This is a genomic window from Verticiella alkaliphila (assembly GCF_018904615.1).
GTDB lineage: Bacteria > Pseudomonadota > Gammaproteobacteria > Burkholderiales > Burkholderiaceae_B > Verticiella > Verticiella alkaliphila.
Genome location: NZ_JADCNH010000012.1, coordinates 1 through 19,237 on the forward strand (window position 1 = coordinate 1; position 19,237 = coordinate 19,237).

Annotated in this window: 18 protein-coding genes and 1 pseudogene; 5 read left to right on the top strand and 14 right to left on the bottom strand. The window is 68.5% G+C overall.

All coding sequences use genetic code 11. The annotated features are described in order from the left end of the window. Positions 1 to 1,272, top strand: a 1,272-nt coding sequence (gene mltA / locus IMZ29_RS09965) for a murein transglycosylase A (protein WP_216183296.1), incomplete at its 5' end; no start/stop codon positions are given. Here mltA and IMZ29_RS09970 read toward each other — a convergent pair. Together IMZ29_RS09970 and IMZ29_RS09975 are read right to left on the bottom strand one after the other, a co-directional pair. Next, positions 1,182 to 1,496 carry a helix-turn-helix domain-containing protein gene (locus IMZ29_RS09970; protein WP_216183298.1) on the bottom strand — a complete coding sequence of 105 codons (315 nt, stop codon included), beginning with the start codon at positions 1,494 to 1,496 and terminating at the stop codon, positions 1,182 to 1,184. The genes mltA and IMZ29_RS09970 overlap by 91 nt on opposite strands. After that, positions 1,465 to 1,689, bottom strand: coding sequence for a type II toxin-antitoxin system RelE/ParE family toxin (locus IMZ29_RS09975; protein WP_216183300.1), 225 nt, complete (start codon positions 1,687 to 1,689; stop codon positions 1,465 to 1,467). The genes IMZ29_RS09970 and IMZ29_RS09975 overlap by 32 nt, the downstream gene beginning before the upstream one ends. Positions 1,690 to 1,927: 238 nt before the next feature. Between IMZ29_RS09975 and IMZ29_RS09980 the strand changes: the two genes are divergently transcribed. Both IMZ29_RS09980 and IMZ29_RS09985 read left to right on the top strand, forming a co-directional pair. Then, positions 1,928 to 2,902, top strand: a complete 975-nt coding sequence (locus tag IMZ29_RS09980; RefSeq protein WP_216183302.1) for a Bug family tripartite tricarboxylate transporter substrate binding protein — start codon at positions 1,928 to 1,930, stop codon at positions 2,900 to 2,902. Positions 2,903 to 3,172: 270 nt separating this feature from the next. Beyond that, positions 3,173 to 5,364, top strand: a pseudogene (locus IMZ29_RS09985) (FepA family TonB-dependent siderophore receptor). A 91-nt stretch (positions 5,365 to 5,455) separates the two neighbouring features. Here IMZ29_RS09985 and IMZ29_RS09990 read toward each other — a convergent pair. The 6 genes from IMZ29_RS09990 to IMZ29_RS10015 form a co-directional block, all read right to left on the bottom strand. Next, positions 5,456 to 6,904, bottom strand: coding sequence for an efflux transporter outer membrane subunit (locus IMZ29_RS09990; protein WP_216183304.1), 1,449 nt, complete (start codon positions 6,902 to 6,904; stop codon positions 5,456 to 5,458). A gap of 40 nt (positions 6,905 to 6,944) precedes the next feature. Further along, entirely contained in the window at positions 6,945 to 8,837 is a 1,893-nt protein-coding gene (locus IMZ29_RS09995; protein ID WP_253207025.1) for a MacB family efflux pump subunit, read from the bottom strand. Between the two features lie 63 nt (positions 8,838 to 8,900). Further along, the gene (locus IMZ29_RS10000; RefSeq protein ID WP_216183308.1) at positions 8,901 to 10,118 is read right to left on the bottom strand and encodes an efflux RND transporter periplasmic adaptor subunit; all 1,218 of its coding nucleotides are present in this window, start codon (positions 10,116 to 10,118) and stop codon (positions 8,901 to 8,903) included. 136 nt (positions 10,119 to 10,254) lie between these two features. Continuing rightward, positions 10,255 to 10,920, bottom strand: a complete 666-nt coding sequence (locus IMZ29_RS10005) for a Spy/CpxP family protein refolding chaperone (RefSeq protein WP_216183310.1) — start codon at positions 10,918 to 10,920, stop codon at positions 10,255 to 10,257. Positions 10,921 to 11,053: 133 nt separating this feature from the next. Further along, positions 11,054 to 11,725, bottom strand: coding sequence for a response regulator (locus IMZ29_RS10010; RefSeq protein WP_216183312.1), 672 nt, complete (start codon positions 11,723 to 11,725; stop codon positions 11,054 to 11,056). 11 nt (positions 11,726 to 11,736) lie between these two features. Continuing rightward, the gene (locus IMZ29_RS10015; protein ID WP_371820202.1) at positions 11,737 to 13,173 is read right to left on the bottom strand and encodes an ATP-binding protein; all 1,437 of its coding nucleotides are present in this window, start codon (positions 13,171 to 13,173) and stop codon (positions 11,737 to 11,739) included. 203 nt (positions 13,174 to 13,376) lie between these two features. On the opposite strand from IMZ29_RS10015, the gene IMZ29_RS10020 reads away from it, so the two are divergent. Both IMZ29_RS10020 and IMZ29_RS10025 read left to right on the top strand, forming a co-directional pair. Next, positions 13,377 to 14,171, top strand: coding sequence for an SDR family NAD(P)-dependent oxidoreductase (locus tag IMZ29_RS10020; RefSeq protein WP_371820203.1), 795 nt, complete (start codon positions 13,377 to 13,379; stop codon positions 14,169 to 14,171). A gap of 69 nt (positions 14,172 to 14,240) precedes the next feature. Further along, on the top strand, positions 14,241 to 14,771 hold the full coding sequence (locus tag IMZ29_RS10025) for a carboxymuconolactone decarboxylase family protein (protein ID WP_216183316.1): 531 nt from the start codon (positions 14,241 to 14,243) through the stop codon (positions 14,769 to 14,771). 11 nt (positions 14,772 to 14,782) lie between these two features. Here the strand turns inward: IMZ29_RS10025 and IMZ29_RS10030 are convergent, their stop codons facing one another. The 6 genes from IMZ29_RS10030 to IMZ29_RS10050 all read right to left on the bottom strand — a co-directional run bounded on the left by IMZ29_RS10030 (position 14,783) and on the right by IMZ29_RS10050 (position 19,179). Further along, entirely contained in the window at positions 14,783 to 15,760 is a 978-nt protein-coding gene (locus IMZ29_RS10030; RefSeq protein WP_216183318.1) for a zinc-binding dehydrogenase, read from the bottom strand. A 28-nt stretch (positions 15,761 to 15,788) separates the two neighbouring features. Then, the gene (locus tag IMZ29_RS10035; RefSeq protein WP_216183320.1) at positions 15,789 to 16,469 is read right to left on the bottom strand and encodes a type 1 glutamine amidotransferase domain-containing protein; all 681 of its coding nucleotides are present in this window, start codon (positions 16,467 to 16,469) and stop codon (positions 15,789 to 15,791) included. Between the two features lie 16 nt (positions 16,470 to 16,485). After that, on the bottom strand, positions 16,486 to 17,112 hold the full coding sequence (locus IMZ29_RS10040; protein WP_216183322.1) for a TetR/AcrR family transcriptional regulator: 627 nt from the start codon (positions 17,110 to 17,112) through the stop codon (positions 16,486 to 16,488). Between the two features lie 147 nt (positions 17,113 to 17,259). Further along, complete coding sequence (locus IMZ29_RS10045; protein ID WP_371820205.1) at positions 17,260 to 17,760, bottom strand: DsbC family protein; 501 nt, start codon at positions 17,758 to 17,760, stop codon at positions 17,260 to 17,262. Next, positions 17,760 to 17,975: a disulfide isomerase DsbC N-terminal domain-containing protein gene (locus IMZ29_RS23275; RefSeq protein ID WP_371820206.1), complete on the bottom strand. Its 216-nt coding sequence runs from the start codon at positions 17,973 to 17,975 to the stop codon at positions 17,760 to 17,762. Before IMZ29_RS23275 ends, IMZ29_RS10045 begins: the two co-directional genes overlap by 1 nt. A gap of 10 nt (positions 17,976 to 17,985) precedes the next feature. Then, a complete protein-coding gene (locus tag IMZ29_RS10050) occupies positions 17,986 to 19,179 on the bottom strand; it encodes an FAD-dependent monooxygenase (protein ID WP_216183324.1) in 1,194 nt (397 codons plus the stop codon). Positions 19,180 to 19,237: the final 58 nt, after the last annotated feature.

Sequence of the window (19,237 nt, forward strand, 5' to 3'; positions counted from 1 at the left end):
CCCGCGCGGCTGCCTGCCGCGAGCGCCCTGCGCGCCGGGCAGGCGCTGCCGGGCTTCGCGCAGGCAAGCTGGAGCAGCGTACCCACCTGGGAGCCCGGTGATCTTTCCGCCTATTGGGACGCCCTGCAGCGCAACTGCCAGGCCGTGCTCGAACGCGGCATGCGCCCGGTGGGCAGTGGCTCGCCCGTGGTGGCCGCCCGCGCCTGGCGGGATGTCTGCGTGGCCGCGTTCGATCCGGCCAACGGCGTCAACCCCGCCCAGCCCGCCACCGTGCAGCGCTTCCTGCAGGATCGCCTGCAGCCCTGGCAGGTCACGAGCGGCGGCAAGGCCGCCACCAACACGGTCACGGGCTACTACGAGCCGCTCGTGCGCGCCTCGCGCAAGCGTGGCGGGGCGTTCCAGTGGCCGCTGTACGCCGTGCCGGACGACCTGCTCATCATCGACTTGGGTAGCGCCTATCCCGAGCTCGCCGGCAAGCGCGTGCGCGGCAAGCTCGTCGATGGCCGCCGCGTGGTGCCGTACGACACGCGGGCCGATCTGTCGCGCGGCGACCGCCAGCCCAAGGCACTGGTGTGGGTCGACGATCCGGTCGATGCCTTCTTCCTGCAGGTTCAGGGTTCGGGCCGCGCCCAGCTCGATGGCTGGGGCGGTGGCGAGACCATCCGCCTCGCCTATGCGGACCAGAACGGGCACGCCTACAACTCGATCGGCCGCTGGCTGGTGGATCAGGGCGAGCTGACGCTGGCCCAGGCCTCCATGCAGAACATCCGCGAATGGGCGCGCCGCAATCCTGCCCGCGTGCAGGAGATGCTCAACGCCAATCCGTCCGTGGTGTTCTTCCGCGAAGAACCCGTGGCGCGCGCTGGCGAAGGCCCGCGCGGCGCCTTCGGGGTGCCGCTCACCGCCCAGCACGCCATCGCCGTCGACCCGCAGTTCGTGCCGCTGGGCAGCCCCGTGCTGCTCTCGACCACCTACCCGGGCAGCAACCAGCCGCTGAACCGCCTCGTGTTCGCCCAGGACACTGGCAGTGCCATCAAGGGCGCGGCCCGTGCGGATTTCTTCTGGGGCTTCGGCGAGGAAGCCGGCGCCGTGGCCGGCCGCATGAAGCAAAACGGCCGCATGTGGGTGCTGTGGCCGAAGGGGGCAGGGGCGCCGGCGTCGACCGTTGAGAAAGGCGCCGTCTACAGGACGGCGCTGAGCCCCTTGCGCGCCAGCAGATCCAGCAGTCTCAACGAGGGGCCGCTGGGATGCTTGCCCCCCTGCTCCCATTGACGGACCGTGGATACGCTGGTGTTGAGCACAGCCGCCAAGACGGACTGGCTCACTTGCAGGCTATCGCGCAACGCGCGAATGCGTTCAGCGTTGTAATCTGGCAAGGGTGCCAGGCAGAGTGCATCGAAGTTGGCCATCTTGCGCTTGTCGATGAACCCTAGTCGATGCAGATCCAGCGCCGTCTCGTGAACGTCATCCAGGATGTTGCTGCGTGGCGAGGTCATGGCAGATCTCCAGAAGTGTTCCGGCATGCGCGGCCAGCGCGAGTTGTGCCGGGGACAAGGGCAGCAACTCGTCTGCCAGTGCGCGCAGAGCCTGTAGCTCGGCATTCGTGATGTTCGCGCGATCGTTCTTGGCGAACCCAATGAGGAAGAACCAGGTGTCGGCCAAGCGGGTAGCGAGCAGCGTGCGCAGCAAAAGTGTATCACCTAGTGGTAGCTTTAAGACGTTGTGCCGACGCCGTGCGAATGGGTTCGGCAACACCTTCAACCGTACGGGACAAGCAAGCGGCGTGGCGATGACTGTGGTGAATTTCGCGCGGTGCCCGCAGGCCGTCGCCGTCTCAGGGTTTTCGCGAGGGGCGCGTTCGAAGGGCTAGCGCCGGGGCGGCTTTCCGGTATCCTTGACGCCCCCAATGACAACCCCGGAGATCCGGATGAACCGTCGCCACTTTTCCTTCGCTGCCCTTGCGGTGGCCGGTACGCTGGTCTGTGGGGGCGCGATCGCCCAGACCTATCCCGCCAAGGCCATCCAGATGGTGGTGCCGTTCCCGCCGGGTGGTGGCACGGACATCCTGGCGCGACTGGTCGCTGCCAAGCTGGGCGAACACAAGCAGTGGAACGTGGTCGCCGAGAATCGGGGCGGCGCAGGCGGCACCATCGGCATCGCGGCGGCGGTACGCGCGCCGGCCGACGGCTATCACATGGTGATGGGCCAGAAGGACAATCTGGCCGTGGGCCCCTGGCTCTACAAGAACGTGGGCTACGACTCGGTCAAGGATCTGGTGCCGGTGGCGCACGTGGGCTTCACGCCCATCGTGATCGTCACGCGCACCGACTCCCCCTACAAGACGCTGGCAGATGTGGTGACGGCGGCCAAGGCCAAGCCGGATACCGTCACCTATGGCTCGCCGGGCTCGGGCACCACCATTCACCTGGCGGGCGAGAGCTTCAAGACGGCTGCCGGCATGGACATGCGCCACATCCCGTACAAGGGTTCGAACGCGGCCATGATGGACGTGCTCGCAGGCAACGTGGACCTGATGGTGTCGTCCGTGCCGTCGGCCATGGCACAGATCAAGTCGGGCAGCCTGCGTCCACTCGCCGTCACGTCGGCGGCGCGCAGCACCTCGCTGCCAGAGGTGCCCACCGTGGCGGAACTGGGCTATCCCGGATTCGACGTGAGCACCTGGTATGGCCTGTTCATGCCGACGGGCACCGATTCGGCGATCGTCACGACGGTCAACACGGAAGTGAACAAGATCCTGGAAATGCCTGACGTGCGCGCTGCGATCGTCGCGCAGGGCGTGGAGCCTCGCACCATGACCCCGCAGGCATTTGGCGACGTGCTCAAGGCCGACTACGCGTCCTCCAAGGCCGTGGTCGAGGCCGCTGGGCTGAACGTGGAGTAAGCCGCGCCCGGTCTGTCCGGGTGAGGGTGGCAGGACAAGACGGCGGAACGGGCCTGGGCGCGTTCCGCCGTCCTCACGTCCAGGATCGGGCACGGCAGCGCCATCGTGCTTCTTGAGCGCCCATCCAGGGCACGGACAAGGGTCTTCTTGTAAAAAACAACAATAACGATTCGCATTTGATACTAGAATGGCGGCTGCGCGTCGCGCAAAGTTACATCCTCTCATCCCCTCGCTGTCGCTCACGTCAGGCAGCCTCCGCCAGGAAAGGCCATGTCTTTTGTCATCACCCCGGTGCGCTGCGCCGTTCTCATGTTCGTATCCGGCGCCGCGCTGGCGCAGACGACGCCCGCCGTACAGGAGTTGCAGACGATCCAGGTGCTGGGCACCGCCGAACAGGAAGTGCGCGAGTCGCTGGGCGTCTCGGTGATCACCGCAGAAGAGATCGAGAAGCGCCGCCGGCGGGTGACTTGTCCGAAGTGCTGCGTCGCGAACCGGGCGTTAACCTCACCGGCAACAGCGCAAGCGGCAATCGCGGCAACAACCGCCAGGTGGACATCCGCGGCATGGGCCCGGAGAACACGTTGATCCTCGTCGACGGCAAGCCCGTGTCCTCGCGCAATTCGGTGCGCTACGGCTGGAACGGCGATCGCGACACGCGCGGCGACACAAACTGGGTGCCCGCCGAGGAAGTCGAGCGCATCGAGGTGCTGCGCGGCCCGGCGGCGGCGCGCTACGGTTCGGGTGCCATGGGCGGCGTGGTCAACATCATCACCAAGCGCCCCACGGATGGCCTGTCCGGCTCGGCCACGGTGTACACGCTGCAGCCGCAAGACAGTGCCGAGGGCGCGTCCTACCGCACGAACTTTCGCCTGAGCGGGCCAGTGACGGACCGCGTGGGCTTTCGCGTGTACGGCAACTACAGCCGCACCCAGCCTGACGCCATCGACATCAACGCGGCCAACTACACCGCCGACCAGGTCAACATCGCGGGGCGCGAAGGCGTGGTCAACAAGGACGTCAACGGCCTGCTCACCTGGGCACTGACCGACCGGCAGGACCTGGACGTGGACGTGGGCTACAGCCGCCAGGGCAACCGTTACGCGGGCGACACGATGCTCAACAACGGCGGCGGCAACCCGGCCTACATCAACAGCCTGTACGGCCAGGAAACCAACGTCATGTACCGCACCAACGTGGGCCTGACCCATCGCGGCCGCTGGGACTGGGGGGATTCGCGGGTCTCGCTCTCGCAGGACAACACGCGCAATTCGCGCCTGAACGAAGGCCTGGCGGGCGGCCCGGAAGGTGCGCCGCAGGAAGGCGCCGGCTGGTTCGCCTCGCGCCTGAAGAACACGCGCGCCGCGGGCGAAGTGAATGTGCCCTTCAAGCTGGGCTTCGAGCACGTGGCCACCGTGGGCGTGGAATACCTGCGCGAGAGCCTGGACGATCCGGGCTCGTTGCGCGGCAACTCATGGGATCCAGCACCCGGTCTCATCCCCGGGTTCTCGCGCAACGAGACCAAGACCTCGGCGCGCAGCTATGCCGTCTTCCTCGAGGACAACATCGAGGCGGGCGAGCGCACGACGATCACGCCGGGCCTGCGCATGGACCACCACAATCGCTTCGGCAGCAACTGGAGCCCGAGCCTGAATGCGTCCTACCGCATCACCGAGGCCCTGACGTTGAAGGGCGGGATCGCGCGCGCCTACAAGGCGCCCAACCTGTATCAGTCCAACCCGAACTACCTGCTGTACAGCCGCGGCTTTGGCTGCAACCAGGCTCAGACGAACCTGAACGGCTGCTTCCTGCAGGGCAACGCGGATCTCGCCCCCGAGACCAGCGTGAACAAGGAGATCGGCCTGGCGTACGACGCCGGCACGTGGCGCGCGAGCGGGGCGTACTTCCGCAATGATTACCGCAACAAGATCATTGCGAGCAACGTGAACGTCGCCACGCTGCCCAACGGCGCGCGCGTGCTGCAGTGGGAGAACACCGGCAAGGCGCTGGTCGAGGGTGTCGAAGGCAACGTCTTCATTCCGCTCTCGCCCTCGCTGGACTGGAACACCAACGTCACCTACATGATCGAGTCCAAGGACAAGGCCACGGGCGAGCCGCTCAGCATCATCCCGGAATTCACCGTCAATTCGACGCTGGATTGGCAGATCAATGACCAGTGGGGGGCGCAGGCCAGCCTCACGTGGTACGGCAAGCAGGTCTCGCCCACCTACACGGCGCGCCGCAACGTGGAGATCCCGGAAGCCAACCGGCAGGACGTGAAGCCTTATGCCACCGTGGGCCTCTCCACGAACTATCGCGTGAACCGCAACCTGCGCTTTGCCGTTGGGGTGAACAATCTCTTCGACAAGCAGCTGTATCGCGGCGGCTCAGCCGATTATGCTGGTGCTGCCACGTACAACGAGCCGGGCCGCGCGTACTTCGCGACCATGACGGCGTCGTTCTGATCAAGCGGGAGGCGCCACGTGATGTGGCGCCTCGTGTCCTGCGCGGAGGATGGCTCGCCGGCAGCCAGACCCCGTCCGGGGTTTGCCGGCGTCAGCTGCCTGTCTGCCCCGCTGCGGCTGCGCGAGGGGCCACGCCAGCATCGGCCAGCACCGTATCCCCACCGAGCGCCTGATACAACAACACCTGATTCGTGTACTGCTGCAGGCGGTTCTCGGAGACGGCGATCTCGGCGCTGCGGCGGCGTTCCTGCGAATCCAGCCAGACACGCAAGGCGACGGCGCCAGCGCGATAGCGTGCTTCGTTCAGCGTTTCGGCCCGCTCCGCCGCCTCGAGCGCGGCAGTGAGGAGCTCGCCCTGGCGCGCCAACGATTCGCGTGCGGACAAGGCGTTCTCCACGTCGCTCATCGCCTGATACAGCGTCTGGCGAAACTGCACGACGGCTTCTTCATATTCCGCTCGCGAGATCGCATTGTCGATCTGCATCTGGTTGAACTGCAGGAAGGGCAGCACCAGCCCGGCACCCAGCGTGGCGATGGGGTTTTGCAGCACGTTGGCGAGCGCGCTGCTCACGCTGCCGAGCGAGCCGGTGAGCGAGAGTGTCGGGTAGTAGCTCGCCCGGACGGCATCGCCACTCGCCAGCGTGCCGCGCAGGCGCCACTCGGCCGCGCGCAGATCCGGGCGACGGCCCAGCAAGTCTGCGGGCACGCCGGCCGGCAGCGCAGGCAGGGCGGTGTCCGGCAAGCTCGCCGGCACGGGCACGCCCTGGTTGGGCGGGCCGTCCAGCAGGATGGCGAGCGCGTTCAGGCTCTCCACACGCTGTTGCTGCAGCTGCGTGAGGTTCGCCTGCTGCGTGGCCAGGGCCGATTCGGCTTCCGACACCTCCAGACCCGACACCGCACCGACCCCGTACTGGCCCCGCACGAGATCGAGCGTGCGTTGCGCGTAGTCGATGCTCTGCTGGGCGACGGCGATGCGCTCGTTGATGAAGGCCGTCTGCCAGTAGAGCGTCATGGTGGTGCCCACAAGCGACAGCGCCGTGCTCTGGCGATCGGCATCCGTGGCGCGCGCTTCCCAGACGGCCGCGTCGCGCACGCTGCCCAGGCGGCCCCAGAGATCGGCCTCGTAGCTCACGGTGGCGGACACGCCGAAGGATTCGCTGCGTGCGCTGCTGTCGCGCAGCGGGCGCGTGGCGCTGGCGTTGGTGCCGGCAGAGATGCCGGGATACAGATTGGTCTGCGAGAAATCTGCCGACAATTGCGCACGGCGCACGCGGATGGCCGCCGCGGCCAGATCGTTGTTGGTGCGCAGCGCGGTGTCCACGAGCGCGTCCAGGCCGGGATCACCGAAGCGGCGCCACCAGGGATCGGCATCCACGGCGGGGGCCGGGGCGGCCTGCGCCGGCTCGGCATTCCAGCGCGCGGGCACGGTGGTCGCCGGGGTCTCGTAAGGGGTGTGCAGCAGCGAGCCACAACCGGCCAGGGCCAGCGTGGCGGCGAGCAGCAGGGGGCGCAGCGCGCCCGGCAGCGGGCGAGTGGTCATCGTCATCCTCAGGGGCCGGGTGCGGGGCACCCGGCGCAGATCAATCGCGAGCAAGGGCATCGACCGGGTCCAGACGGGCGGCGTTGCGCGCCGGCAGAAAGCCGAACACGATGCCGATCAAGGTGGAGCAGGCGAAGGCGGCCACCATCGAGGTCGTGGAGTACACCATCGTGAAACTGTCGCCGGCCACGCTGCTGATGAGTTCGCCCACCCCCAGCGCGAGCAGGATGCCGAGCACCCCGCCGATCAGGCACACGAGCACGGCCTCGATGAGGAACTGCGTCATGATGTCGCTCTGACGCGCGCCCACGGCCATGCGAACGCCGATCTCCCGGGTGCGCTCCGTGACGGACACGAGCATGATGTTCATGACGCCGATGCCGCCCACGATGAGCGAGATCACGGCGATGGCCGAGATGAGCAGCGTCATGGTGGCCGTCGTGCTCTCGATCGTCTGGCGGATGCTGTCCGTGTTGATGACGAAGAAGTCCTGCACCCCGTGGCGCTGGGTCATGAGGTCGGTGAGGTTGGCCTCGGCCTCGGCCGGCGAGACGTTGTCGCTCACCCGCACCGTGATGCTGCGCAGGTGAGACTGCCCGAGGATCCGGTACATCGCCGTGGTGTAGGGGATCCACACGTTCAGCGCGTCGCTGTTGCCGAAGGCGCTGGGCATGGGCTCGGTCACGCCGATCACGCGGGCGGGGAAGGCACCGAGCAGGATCACCTCGCCCACCGGGTTCACGTTCGGGCCGAAGAGCGTGTCGCGCGTGTTGGGGTCGATCACCACGTCCTGCGACTGCCGGCGCACCGCATCGGTGCCGAACGCCACCCCTTCGCCGATGGTGTAGCCGCGCACCCGGAAGAACTGCTCGCCCACGCCGTTGATGTTGCCGTTGGCCGAGACGTTGCGATAGCGCAGGCTCGCGTTGCTGTTCACGGTGGGCGTGACGCTGTCCACGTAGGGCTGCTGGGCGAGTGCCACGGCATCGGCCGGCACGAGCGTCTGCACCCGGCCCGCGCGCTCGTCGCCGAAGCCGCGTCCGGACAGCACGTCGATGGTATTGGTGCCCATCGAGCTGATGCGCGAGAGGATCTGCTGGCTCGAGCCCGTGCCCAGCGCCACCACGGACACCACCGAGGCGATGCCGATGATGATGCCCAGCATGGTGAGGAAGGTGCGCAAGCGATGTGCGTTCATCGCCAGCACGGCCATCTGGAAGGCTTCGGACAACCGGCCCCAGCCGGCGGCGAGAAGCCCGCCGCGGCGCGTGCGTTCCTCGACGTGGCGTTGGCCGCGCACTGCATCCGGCTGGCGCGTGTCGCCGATGATGCGCCCGTCGCTGATCTCGATGATGCGCTGTGCGTTCTCGGCCACCTTCATGTCGTGCGTGACGATGATGATGGTGTGGCCTTCGGCGTGCAGCTCCTTCAGGATGGTCATGACCTCCTGGCCGCTGTGCGTGTCCAGGGCGCCGGTGGGCTCGTCGGCGAGGATCACCTCGCCGCCGTTCATGAGAGCGCGCGCGATACTCACGCGCTGCTGCTGCCCGCCGGAGAGCTGGCCCGGACGGTAATCGACGCGCTCGGCCAGGCCCAGCCGGGTGAGCAGGGCGGCAGCGCGCTCGTGGCGGGCATCCGGCTCCGTGCCCGAATACACGGCGGGCACCTCGACGTTGCCGCGCGCCGTGAGATCCGACAGCAGGTGATAGCGCTGGAAGATGAAGCCGAAGTGCTCGCGACGCAGCTCGGCGAGCTCGTCCGGTTCGAGTTTGCCGGTCTCGCGGCCGGCCACGCGATACACGCCTGCGCTGGGCCGGTCCAGACAGCCCAGGATGTTCATGAGCGTGGATTTGCCGGAGCCGGAGGCGCCCACGATGGCGACCATCTCGCCCGCTTCGATCGTGAGATCGACGTCCTTCAGCACGGCGACCATCTCGTCGCCGGCCGGGAACTCGCGGCGAACGCCCTTCAGTTCGAGCAGCGGTTGGGCCACGGCTTACAGCCTCATGCGCGGGGGCATGCGGGCGGGCTGATTGCCGCCGGCGCCTGCCGGACGTGCGCCCGGCCCGATCACCACGCGCTCGCCCGGCTCCAGACCGGACAGCACCTGCGCATTGATGTTGTTGTTGATGCCCACCTGCACCTCGCGCGGCTGGGGCACGCCCTGGTCATCCAGCACGCGCACCATCGACGTGCCAGGCTTGTTGCCCGGGCGCACGGCGGCGCTCGGTACGATCACGGCATCCTTGGCGCTATCGAGCACGATGTTGACCTGCGCCGTCATGGAGATGCGCAGCGTGCCGTCCGGGTTGGGGACGTCGAAGAGGCCGTTGTAGTAGATGGCCGAGCTCGACGAGCTGCTCGAGGAGCTGCCCTGCGAGGTGCTGGATTCCGTGGCGATCGACTCGGGGGCGGGCTCGACCGAGCGCAGCTTGGCGTAATAGCGCTTGTCGGGCTGGCCGAGGATGGTGAAGTACACCTCTTGTCCGGGCTTGACGCGCACCACGTCCGCCTCGGAGATCTGCGCCTTCACGGTGAGCGTGTCCAGGCGTGCGAGCTTGAGGATGGTGGGGGCCTGCTGGTTCGCGTTCAGGGTCTGGCCTTCCTGCGCGATCAGCGCCACCACGGTGCCGTCCATGGGGGCGAGAATGCGCGTGTAGCCGAGATTCACCTTGGCCGTGTCGACGGCGATCTCTGCCTGCGCGAGTTGCGCGTCGAGTGCGGCGATCTGGGCGCGCACGGTGCCGAGGGTGGCTTCGGCGGCCTCGTATTCCTGGCGCGAGCTCGCGTCGATGGCAAGCAGCTGCTTCTGCCGCGCGAACTCGAGCTCGGCCTGTTTGCGCGAGGCGACCTGCGCCGCGCGCTGGGCGCGCACCGTGCGCATCTGCGCCTCGGTGTTGCGCACCGTGTTCTGCTGGGTGAGCGAATCGATCTCGGCGAGCTCCTGTCCTTGCTTGACCTCGTCACCCAGCTCCACCTTCAGCGTGCGCAACTGGCCGGACACCTGGGCGCCCACGCTGACGAGGCGCAGCGCCTCCAGCGTGCCGGTGGCAAGCACCGTGTTTTCGATATTGCCGCGGGTGGCTTCGGCGGTGACGGGCGCGGGCGGCGGTGCGGGCGGAAAGAACAGGACCTTGACCACGACGGCCACGGCCACGAGGATGGCCAGGATCAGGAGGGTCCGAACCACGCGGTTCTTCTTCGTGGGTTTCATGCTCAGGCGACAGGAGGCGGGCGGAAAAGACAAACCGGCGGGCACGAGGGCCCGCCGGGCATGGCCGCCGGGGTGAAGCAACCGGCGGGCCAGACCGCACTATAGAGGAGGACGGGCGTCAGGCCGTCCTCCTGCATCAGCGGGCTGCAGGGGCAGGGGGCGGCGCGTCGGTGGCGGCGGGCGCAGGCGGAGCACCCGCCGTGCCGGCACGGCGTTCGCCGCCCCGTTCGCCGCGCTCGGCGCGGGCTTCGCGACGCTCCTCGCGGCGCTGCTCCCAGCGCGCCTCGGCTTCCTTGCGGCGCGTCTCGAGCGTAGTGCGCTGCTCGGGGGTCAGCACGGCAAGGATGTCGTGCTCGGTCTTGGCGCGCAGCACGGCGGCCTTGGACTGGGCGGCAGCGCCGGCGTCGGCGATCTGCTTGGCACGCGCCTCGTCGAAGTTCGTGCCGTTGGCGAGTTCGCGCAGCTCCTTGCGGGCGTTCATCGAGGCCTTCATGGCCTCACGCATCTCGGGTGCCGCGGCATGACGCAGGGCAAACACCTTGTCCTTCTGGGCCTCGGTCAGCTCGATGCCATGCAGCAGGCGGTCGCCACGCGGGCCGTGGTGCATGCCGGGGCCGCCGGGGCCACCCGGGCGATGGGCGTGCGGGCCGGGGGGCGGCGCATCCGGGCGCGGCGTGGCTGCGGTGGTGGAGACGGATTCGTTGATCGTGGCGGTGGGAGCCTGCTGGGCCAGCACGGGCGCGGCAAAGGCAGCCACCAGGGTGGACATGAGAGCGATGCGAGTGGCGCGATGGTGTTTCATGGGGCAACCTCCAGGGATTTCCGATCACGGTGGCCTGAGTGCCAGCCGATGGAACCCAGCTTACGCACCGAACCGGCAGGAAATCAGGCCGGAATGCGCAGGCAATGTGAAGACACGTGAGCGTTGGTCCGGTTCAGAGGTCCAGACGGTAGCCCACGCCGTAGATCGAGCGGATCGTCTCGCCGTCTCGTACCGCCTCGAGTTTGCGGCGCAGGTTCTTCACATGGCTGTCCACGGTGCGGTCCGTCACCACGCGGTGATCGTCGTAGAGGTGATCCAGGAGACGATCCCGCGAGAAGATCTGGCCCGGTGCGCTCGCCAGGGCCTTGAGCAGGCGGAATTCCACCGGGGTGAGATCCAGCGGCTTGCCATCGAGGCTGGCGCGATAGGCGCCGGCATCGATCTGCAGGGCGCCCAGGGACTCGGCGGCCGCGGCGCGACCCGGACCCGTACGGCGCAGCACAGCCTTGATGCGTGCCACCACCTCGCGCGGACTGAAGGGCTTGCAGATGTAGTCGTCCGCGCCCAGTTCGAGGCCGAGCAGGCGATCGATCTCCTCGACCCGGGCCGTGAGCATGACGACGGGCGTCTCGCGCGTGCGGCGCAGCTCCCGGCAGATGTCCAGCCCGTCGCGCCCCGGCAGCATGATGTCGAGCACGATGAGATCCGGCGATTCGCGCTCGATGGCCGGCAGGGCGGCCAGGCCATCGGCGACGTGGACCGTCTCGAAGCCTGCGGCCTGCAGGTAATCGACCAGCAGTGCCGCCAGCTTGGGTTCGTCTTCGACGATGAGGATACGGGGCATGGCAGTCTCGGTCAGGCGGGCGCCGTGCGCACGGGCGCAAGCGGCAAGGTGATGGCGATACGCACGCCGCCCAGGTTGGAGGGCAGCGCCTGGATCGTGCCACGGTGAGCTTCCACGATGCGTTGCACGATCGCAAGGCCTAGTCCTGCACCACCGCGCTCGCGGTTGCGCGAGGTCTCGGCGCGAAAGAGCCGGTCGAAGAGGCGCGGCAACAGATGCTCAGGCACGCCGGGGGCCGAATCCAGGATATCGATGGTCAGATGACCGGCGAGCGCGCGCAGCCGCACCTGGACCAGGCCGTCGGCATCCGTGTAGCGCAAGGCGTTCTCGAGCACGTTGTTGAAGAGTTGCGTGAGACGCTGCGGATCGGCCATCACGGCGGGTACTGACTCGGGGGCGTCCACTGAGAGTCCGATGCCCTTGGCGGCGAGGCGGTCGTGGTACGGCCCGCAGGCGGCGCGCAGCAGGCCGGCGACGTCGACCCGCGTCATGCGATAGCTCAGCGCGCCGATGTCGGCGAGCGAGAGCTCGTACAAGTCGTCGATGAGCTTGCTGAGCGTGGCCACCTCGGCCTGCAGCGATTCGAGCGAGGCGGGCGTCAGCGTGCGCACGCCATCCTGCAGGGCTTCGAGTTCGCCGCGCAATACCGCCAGCGGCGTGCGCAGCTCGTGCGAGACGTCGGCCACCATGTCGCGGCGCAGTCGCTCGTTCTTCTCCAGCGTGAGGGCGAGATGGTTGAAGTCGCGCGCAAGCTGGCCAAGCTCGTCGCGGGTCTCGCCCGGCACGCGGGTGGCGTAATCGCCGGCGGCCAGGCGCTGGGTGGCGCGGCCCAGCCGGCGCACGGGCGCGAGCAGACCGCGGGCGAGCAGGACGCTCACCAGCGCGGCGAGCACCACGGAGAGCCCGCTGATGATCCAGGTTGCCTTCAGTTGCTGCGCGAGAAAGCGTTCGTCCAGCGCGTTGGGCGCCTGGCCGCGCGGCTGCACCACGAGCCAGCCCACAGTCTGCCCGCCCACGTCCACGGGGTAGCGCGGCGAGGCGGCGTCCTGGCGGCCGAGCGGCTCGCCGGCCACGAGCGTGCCATCGGTATCGACCAGATAGAAGGGCGGCGGAGGCGTGTAGCGAGGCGGCGGGCCGGGGCGTGGGCCCGGGCCGGGCCCGGGACCGGTATGCGGGCCGGGTGGCACCGCGTTGGGATCCGGCATCGAGCGCAGGATGCGCGCCCAGCGGCGCGGCTCGGCACGCAGCGCGCGCCAGTCACCCGATTCCTGGTAGATGTCGGCCAGCACGTCGCTCAGCATATCGGCGCGGCGCTCCTCGCGTTCGCGCACGTAGCTCTCGAAGCCCGATTCGAAACTCCAGCGCACGGCGATGCCCATGGCAATGGCCACGGCGATGCAGGTGGCGAGGATCGCGAGGAACAGCTTGGAGGTGATGCCGAAACGCATGGCCAGACCAGGGCGCCTTCAACACAATGGCGCAGTGTTCCACGGGCGCGCGCCAGGGCGCAAGGCGCGCGCGCCGGGCTTCACAAAGTCTTCGCAATTGTGGCGGCGGCTGTCGGGCGGCCTGCGGCAATCCTCGTGGCGCAGTCCATCCCGTCGCTAGTCTCTATGATGGAGGCCTCGAACAGCAAAGTGGCGGAGGCAGCGTGCTCAGACTCGATGGAAAGGTGGCCCTGGTGACAGGGTGTGGTTCGGTGGCCGAAGGCTGGGGCAACGGGCGCGCGACCGCGGCCCTGCTGGCTCGACAGGGCGCACAGGTCTATGGTTCGGATCTGCACCTGGCTCACGCGCAGCGCACGCGCGACGTGATCGCCGAGGAGGGGAATGAGATCCACGTGGTCGCATGCGATGCCACGGATGGCGAGCAGGTGCGCGCCATGGTGGCCGACTGCCTCGCGCTGTACGGCCGCATCGACGTGCTCGTGAACAACGTCGGGCTCTCGCAGCCCGGCGGGCCGGTGGACATGGACGAGGCCGTGTGGGATGCGCAGCTCGAGGTCAATCTGAAGAGCGCCTTTCTCACGTGCAAGCACGTCATCCCCGTCATGCAGCGTCAGGGCGGCGGCAGCATCGTCAACGTGTCGTCCGTGGCGGGCCTGCGCTACATCGGCAAGCCTCAGGTCGCCTATGCGGCCGCGAAGGCCGCCTTGATGCAGTTCACGGCCACGACGGCCGTGATCCACGCCGCCGAGGGCATCCGTCTCAATTGCGTGGTGCCAGGCTTGATGCACACGCCGCTCATCGACGGGCTCGCCGCCAAGTACGCCCAAGGCGACACCGCGGGCTTCATCGCGCATCGGCAGAAGCAGGTGCCGATGCAGCACATGGGCGATGGCTGGGACACCGCCCACGCCGCCCTGTTTCTCGCCGCAGACGAAAGCCGGTACATCACCGGCACCCATCTCGTCGTCGATGGGGGCCTTGTCGTCGCGACGCGCTGAGGCACCGTCACCGGGGTCCCGTCATATTCGTGCGACCATCATCAACCCATGAACAAGGAGTCTGTTTCCATGGCCCGACTTCCCTACGCGGATGTGTCCCGACCGGAGGTGAAAGCCCTCGCGGACCGCATCGTGGCTGAACGTGGCAGCGTGCTGCATCTGTATCAGATGCTGATGCACAGTCCGCCTGTCGCGCAAGGATGGCTGACGTATCTCACCGCGATCCGGCAGCAGAGCACGCTGCCGGGGGACTTGCGCGAGCTCGTCATCATGCGCGTGGCCGTCATCAACGGCGCACCTTACGAAGCGGAGCAGCATGCGCCGATCGCGTTGCGCGAAGGCATCACGCAGGCGCAGCTGGACGATCTGGCCCAGTGGAGCGACAGCCCGCACTTCAACGACACCGAGCGCGCCGTGCTGGCGTACACCGATGCCATGACCCGCCACGTGCAGGTCGAGGCCTCGGTGTTCGCGGCGATCCGTGAGCGCTTCTCGCCCCAGCACGTCGTGGAGCTCACGGCCACGGTGGCGGCCTACAACATGGTGTCGCGGTTTCTCGAAGCCCTGGACATCCACGCCCAGGGCTCCGTCGCACCGTAGTCCTCGCGGGCTCAGGCGCGCAGCAGGATCTTGCCCTTGCGGCCTGGCTGCAGGCTGGCGGCAGCCGCCTTGTCGGCGTCCGCGAGGTCGAAGATGCCCTCAACGGGCAGCGTGAGCTCGCCCTTCGCCACGAGTTGCACCAGCTCGCCGATGAGCGCGGTGCGCTTGTCGGCCGGCATCGCCGCGCTCACCTTCGAGCCCCAGAAGCCCTTGATCGTGATCTGCTTGAAGATGACGTCACCCGAGGGGACCACCATGGGATCGCCGCCCATGCTGCCGAAGGACACGAGCAATCCATCCTCGCCCAGCAAGGCGAGCAGGTCGCGAGCCGCCTCGCCGCCGATGGAATCCACCGCGGCCTTGATCGGGGCGTCGCCCGCGATGGCGCGCACCTTGTCCTGCCAGCCCGCTTGTGCGGTGGACACGGCGTTCTCGATGCCGAGGGCCTTGAGTTCGGCCACGCCCGCGTCGCGGCGCACCAGATTGATCGTGTGCACACCGCGGCTGCGCGCCAGCATGGCGAGCGTCTTGCCCACGGCACCATTGGCGGTGTTCTGCAGCACCCAGTCGCCCTTCTCGACGTTCAGGAAATCCAGCAGCGAAATGGCGCTGAAGGGCATGGCGATGAGTTGCGCGGCGGCCTCGTCGGGGATGCTGTCCGGCACGGGCAGGAGGCCCTTGGCCGATACGACGAAGTACTCTGCCCACGAGCCGCGCGCTGACGCCACCGCCACGCGCTGACCGATCGTGACGCCGGTGACGCCGTCGCCCAGGGCATCGATGGTGCCCACGGCTTCGCTGCCACCGATGGCCGGCAGCTCGGGCTTGTAGCCGTAGTTGCCGCGCACGGTCCAGAGATCGTGGTTGTGGATCGGTGCGAGCCGCATCTTGATGCGGACTTGGCCCGGGCCCGGTTCAGGCATGGGGCGATCGGCCAGGGTGAGGACGTCGGCCGGTTCACCGAAGGTGGTGTGGATGGCGCTGCGCATGCGGTGTACTCCTGTGGGGTCGGGCGGGTCAGGCGAGCTGGCTGAGCAGCGCGCGGGCAGTGGCTTCGGAACTGGCCGGGTTCTGGCCGGTGACCAGGCGGCCATCGGTGACGGTGAAGGGCTGCCAGTCGCCGCCCTTCTGGTAATCGCCGCCCTGCTGCTTGAAGACGTCCTCGAGGAGGAAGGGCACGACGTCGGTCAGACCCACCCCGGCTTCTTCTGCGTTGGAGAAGCCCGTGACGCGGCGGCCGGCAACGAACGGCTTGCCATCAACCGTCTTGACGTTCTTCAGCGCGCCCGGCGCATGACAGACCAGGCCGAGCGGCTTGCCGGCGGCAGCGGTGGCGGTGATCAGGGCGATCGAAGCCGTGTCCTCGGCCAGATCCCACAGCGGGCCGTGGCCGCCCGGGTAGAAGACGGCGTCGAAGGCGGCGGCATCCACCTGCGCGAGCGGCACCGTGCTGGCCAGCGCCTGCTGGGCCTGCGCGTCCTCGCGAAAGCGTCGCGTGGCGTCCGTCTGGGCGTCGGGCGCGTCGCTCTTCGGGTCCAGCGGCGGCTGCCCGCCGGCAGGCGAGGCGAGCGTCACGTCGGCGCCCGCGTCCTTGAAGACATAGTAGGGCGCTGCGAATTCTTCCAGCCAGAAGCCGGTCTTCTTGCCCGTGTCGCCCAGGCGGTCATGCGAGGTCAGTACCATCAGGATCTTGTGCATCGACGTTCTCCAGAGATCATTGCAGGGACGCGGGCACCGCGGCATCCGTGCCGCAGGCCAGCAGGTGTTCTGTGGCGGACAGCGCCTGCCGCAACGGGGCGGGATCGCGCCCGAGCTTGGCCAGCAGCGCCGCGCCCAGCCACATCTGATACAGCAGGCGGGCCACGGCCAGCGCAGGTGCGCCCGGAGGAATCGACCCGTCGGCGCGCCCGGCATCGATGAGGCGGGCGAGCCTGGCCAGGAGTCGCTGCACCCCGGCGTCCAGCACCTGCCGCATGTCCTCGGACAGGTCCGAGACTTCGGCCGCGAGCTTCACGACGAGACAGCCATCCACCCACGCTGCCCGCTCGGCATCCCCCAGCCACGCCGACCAGTAGCGCATCAGCAGCGTGCGGCCATCGTGGGGCGCAGGGGCAAGCAACGCCTCCAGCCGTCGGGCGTAGTCGTCCACATAGTGCTGCAGCAGGGCGCAGCCGTAGGCCTCCTTCGACGGAAAGTAGTGATAGAACGAGCCCTTGGGCACCCCGCAGGTCGTGAGGATTTCCTGCAGCCCCAGGCCCGAGAAGCCCTTGCGCAACACCAGCGCCCGACCCGTGTCGAGAATGTGCTCGCGCGTGGCTTCAGCCTTTTTCGTGAGTGTCATGTGACCAGTCTAGGAAAAAATAGACCGGTCGTCTAGTTTCGGGGTGTGTCGCTGCGTATCGAGAGATCCAGCGAAGCGGCATCGGGATCGCGGCCCGGCGCGGCCGGGGCAAGGCAGGGCGTGCGGGCCGGGGGCCCGCGGTCAGCCTCAGCGCGCGGCGACCTTCGCCAGGCGCTCTTCGAACGCCGCACGGGGCAGGGCGCCGCCCACGCGGGTGCCGTCGGCAAAGATGATGGTGGGCGTGCCGCGCACGCGCAGCTTCTGGCCCAGCGCCACCATCTGCGGCAGCGGCGCGTCGCAGCTGGCCGTGGCCGGGCGCTTGCCTTCGATCATCCAGGCATCCCAGGCCGCTGCCTTGTCCTTGGCGCACCAGACGTCACGCACCTTGTCGGCCGAGTCCGGCGCGAGCATGGGATACATGAAGGTGTGCACCGTGATGTCGTCCACCTCCAGCAGCGTGCGCCGGAACTGCTTGCAGTAGCCGCAGTTCGGGTCTTCGAACACCGCGATGTGCCGGCTGCCGTTGCCGCGCACCTGCGTGAAGGCGAGTTCCATCGGCAGGTCCGAGAAGGCCACGGCGTTGAGCTGCTCCAGGCGGGCCGTGGTGAGGTTGCGGCGCGATTCCGCGTCCACCAGCGCGCCCTGCATCACAAGCGCACGTCGGCATCCGTGTAGACGAGCTCGTCGCCGATCTGCACTTCGAAGAGGCCGTCATAGGGCGTGGCCGTGACGCTCTCCACAGGCACTCCGCCGAACTTTTCCGCGAAGCGCGCCTTGACGGTATCGGCGTCGGCGGCCCAGGCAGCGGCGGTGGCAAAGGACAGGAGAAGCGCGCCAGCGGCGCGCAGCAGACGGGACATCATGGCAAACCTCTCAGAACTGGGATGCGCGGCGGATCAGCGCGCGCTTGGCAAAGGGCAACTGCTCGACGAGACGCATGCCCGCGAAGCGCAGCAGCCCGACCGGTGCCTGGTACAGGTGGTAGAGACCATCGGTTGCCAGGCGCATGCCGGTGACGGGCTCGGCACGACCGCGCTGATAGCGGCGCAGCACGCGCTCGTCGCCGGGGCCGCGATAGGCTTCACGACCGCCGACGGCCTCAGCCAGGGCATGGGCGTCGCCCAGCCCGAGGTTGAGCCCCTGGCCGGCCAGCGGATGCACGACGTGAGCCGCATCGCCGACCAGCGCCACGCCACGCGCCACGATCTGGGGCGCGGTGAGCAGCGTGAGCGGAAAGCCGTGCAGCGCCGAGCGCGGCGTGAGCCGGCCAAGACGCCCGGCCGTGACGTCGGCGAGCATGGCCGTGAGGCGCGGCCCGAGATCGTCCGGCGGCAGCGCCTGAAGTTCGGCGGCGCGCTCGCGCGGCATGGACCACACCATCGACACCTGCGCGCCATCGGCCGTATCCGGCAGTGGCAACAGGGCCAGCACGCCATGATCGGTGAACCACTGCAGGGCGGTGCCCAGATGGGGAAGCTCGGCATCCAGATGCACGACGAGACCGGTGTGGTCGTAATCGCGCTGCTGCACGGACAGGCCTGCGGCGGCACGCAGCGGCGAGGCCGCACCGTCGGCCGCCACCGCGAGACGCGTGGCCAGGCGGGCACCGCCTTCCACGTGCAGTTCGAGATCGCTGCTGTCGGTGCGGCGCGTGAGCCCGGTGAAGCGCGAGGCCGTCCAGGGCACGCCGAACACCTGCAGCGCCGTGCGCAGCGCGCGTTCGAGGGCCTGGCCTTCGACGATGCTGGCCAAGGCGGGCAGGCCGGCCTGAGCGGCAGCCAGATGCACGGTGGCGCCGTCACCGGCGATGTCCATGGCCTCGACGGCCGTGATGCGTTCAGGCGGGATGGCACCCCAGGCGCCCAGCTGCATCAGGAAATCCTGGCTGGCCGGGGAGAGCGCGTAGACGCGGGGATCGAAGACGTCCGGCCGGGCGTCCGGCAGCGCCGGACGCGGGCCAAGCAAGGACACGCGCACGCCGCGTCGCGCCAGGGCGAGCGCGGCGGCCATGCCCGCGATGCCGGTGCCGACGACGGCGGCATCGAACGAGGTGGGAGAGGGTTGCATGCGGCAGCCTTTGGGTTCGGGCCCAGTGTACAGGCTGCCGCCTCCCCCTGTCGGAGGA

Coding starts and splice junctions, on each gene's coding strand:
- IMZ29_RS09970 (WP_216183298.1), bottom strand. CDS start 1,496: ATGACCTCGCCACGCAGCAACATCCTGGATGACGTTCACGAGACGGCG.
- IMZ29_RS09980 (WP_216183302.1), top strand. CDS start 1,928: ATGAACCGTCGCCACTTTTCCTTCGCTGCCCTTGCGGTGGCCGGTACG.
- IMZ29_RS09990 (WP_216183304.1), bottom strand. CDS start 6,904: ATGACCACTCGCCCGCTGCCGGGCGCGCTGCGCCCCCTGCTGCTCGCC.
- IMZ29_RS09995 (WP_253207025.1), bottom strand. CDS start 8,837: ATGGTCGCCGTGCTGAAGGACGTCGATCTCACGATCGAAGCGGGCGAG.
- IMZ29_RS10000 (WP_216183308.1), bottom strand. CDS start 10,118: ATGAAACCCACGAAGAAGAACCGCGTGGTTCGGACCCTCCTGATCCTG.
- IMZ29_RS10005 (WP_216183310.1), bottom strand. CDS start 10,920: ATGAAACACCATCGCGCCACTCGCATCGCTCTCATGTCCACCCTGGTG.
- IMZ29_RS10010 (WP_216183312.1), bottom strand. CDS start 11,725: ATGCCCCGTATCCTCATCGTCGAAGACGAACCCAAGCTGGCGGCACTG.
- IMZ29_RS10015 (WP_371820202.1), bottom strand. CDS start 13,173: ATGCGTTTCGGCATCACCTCCAAGCTGTTCCTCGCGATCCTCGCCACC.
- IMZ29_RS10025 (WP_216183316.1), top strand. CDS start 14,241: ATGGCCCGACTTCCCTACGCGGATGTGTCCCGACCGGAGGTGAAAGCC.
- IMZ29_RS10030 (WP_216183318.1), bottom strand. CDS start 15,760: ATGCGCAGCGCCATCCACACCACCTTCGGTGAACCGGCCGACGTCCTC.
- IMZ29_RS10035 (WP_216183320.1), bottom strand. CDS start 16,469: ATGCACAAGATCCTGATGGTACTGACCTCGCATGACCGCCTGGGCGAC.
- IMZ29_RS10040 (WP_216183322.1), bottom strand. CDS start 17,112: ATGACACTCACGAAAAAGGCTGAAGCCACGCGCGAGCACATTCTCGAC.
- IMZ29_RS10045 (WP_371820205.1), bottom strand. CDS start 17,760: ATGCAGGGCGCGCTGGTGGACGCGGAATCGCGCCGCAACCTCACCACG.
- IMZ29_RS23275 (WP_371820206.1), bottom strand. CDS start 17,975: ATGATGTCCCGTCTGCTGCGCGCCGCTGGCGCGCTTCTCCTGTCCTTT.
- IMZ29_RS10050 (WP_216183324.1), bottom strand. CDS start 19,179: ATGCAACCCTCTCCCACCTCGTTCGATGCCGCCGTCGTCGGCACCGGC.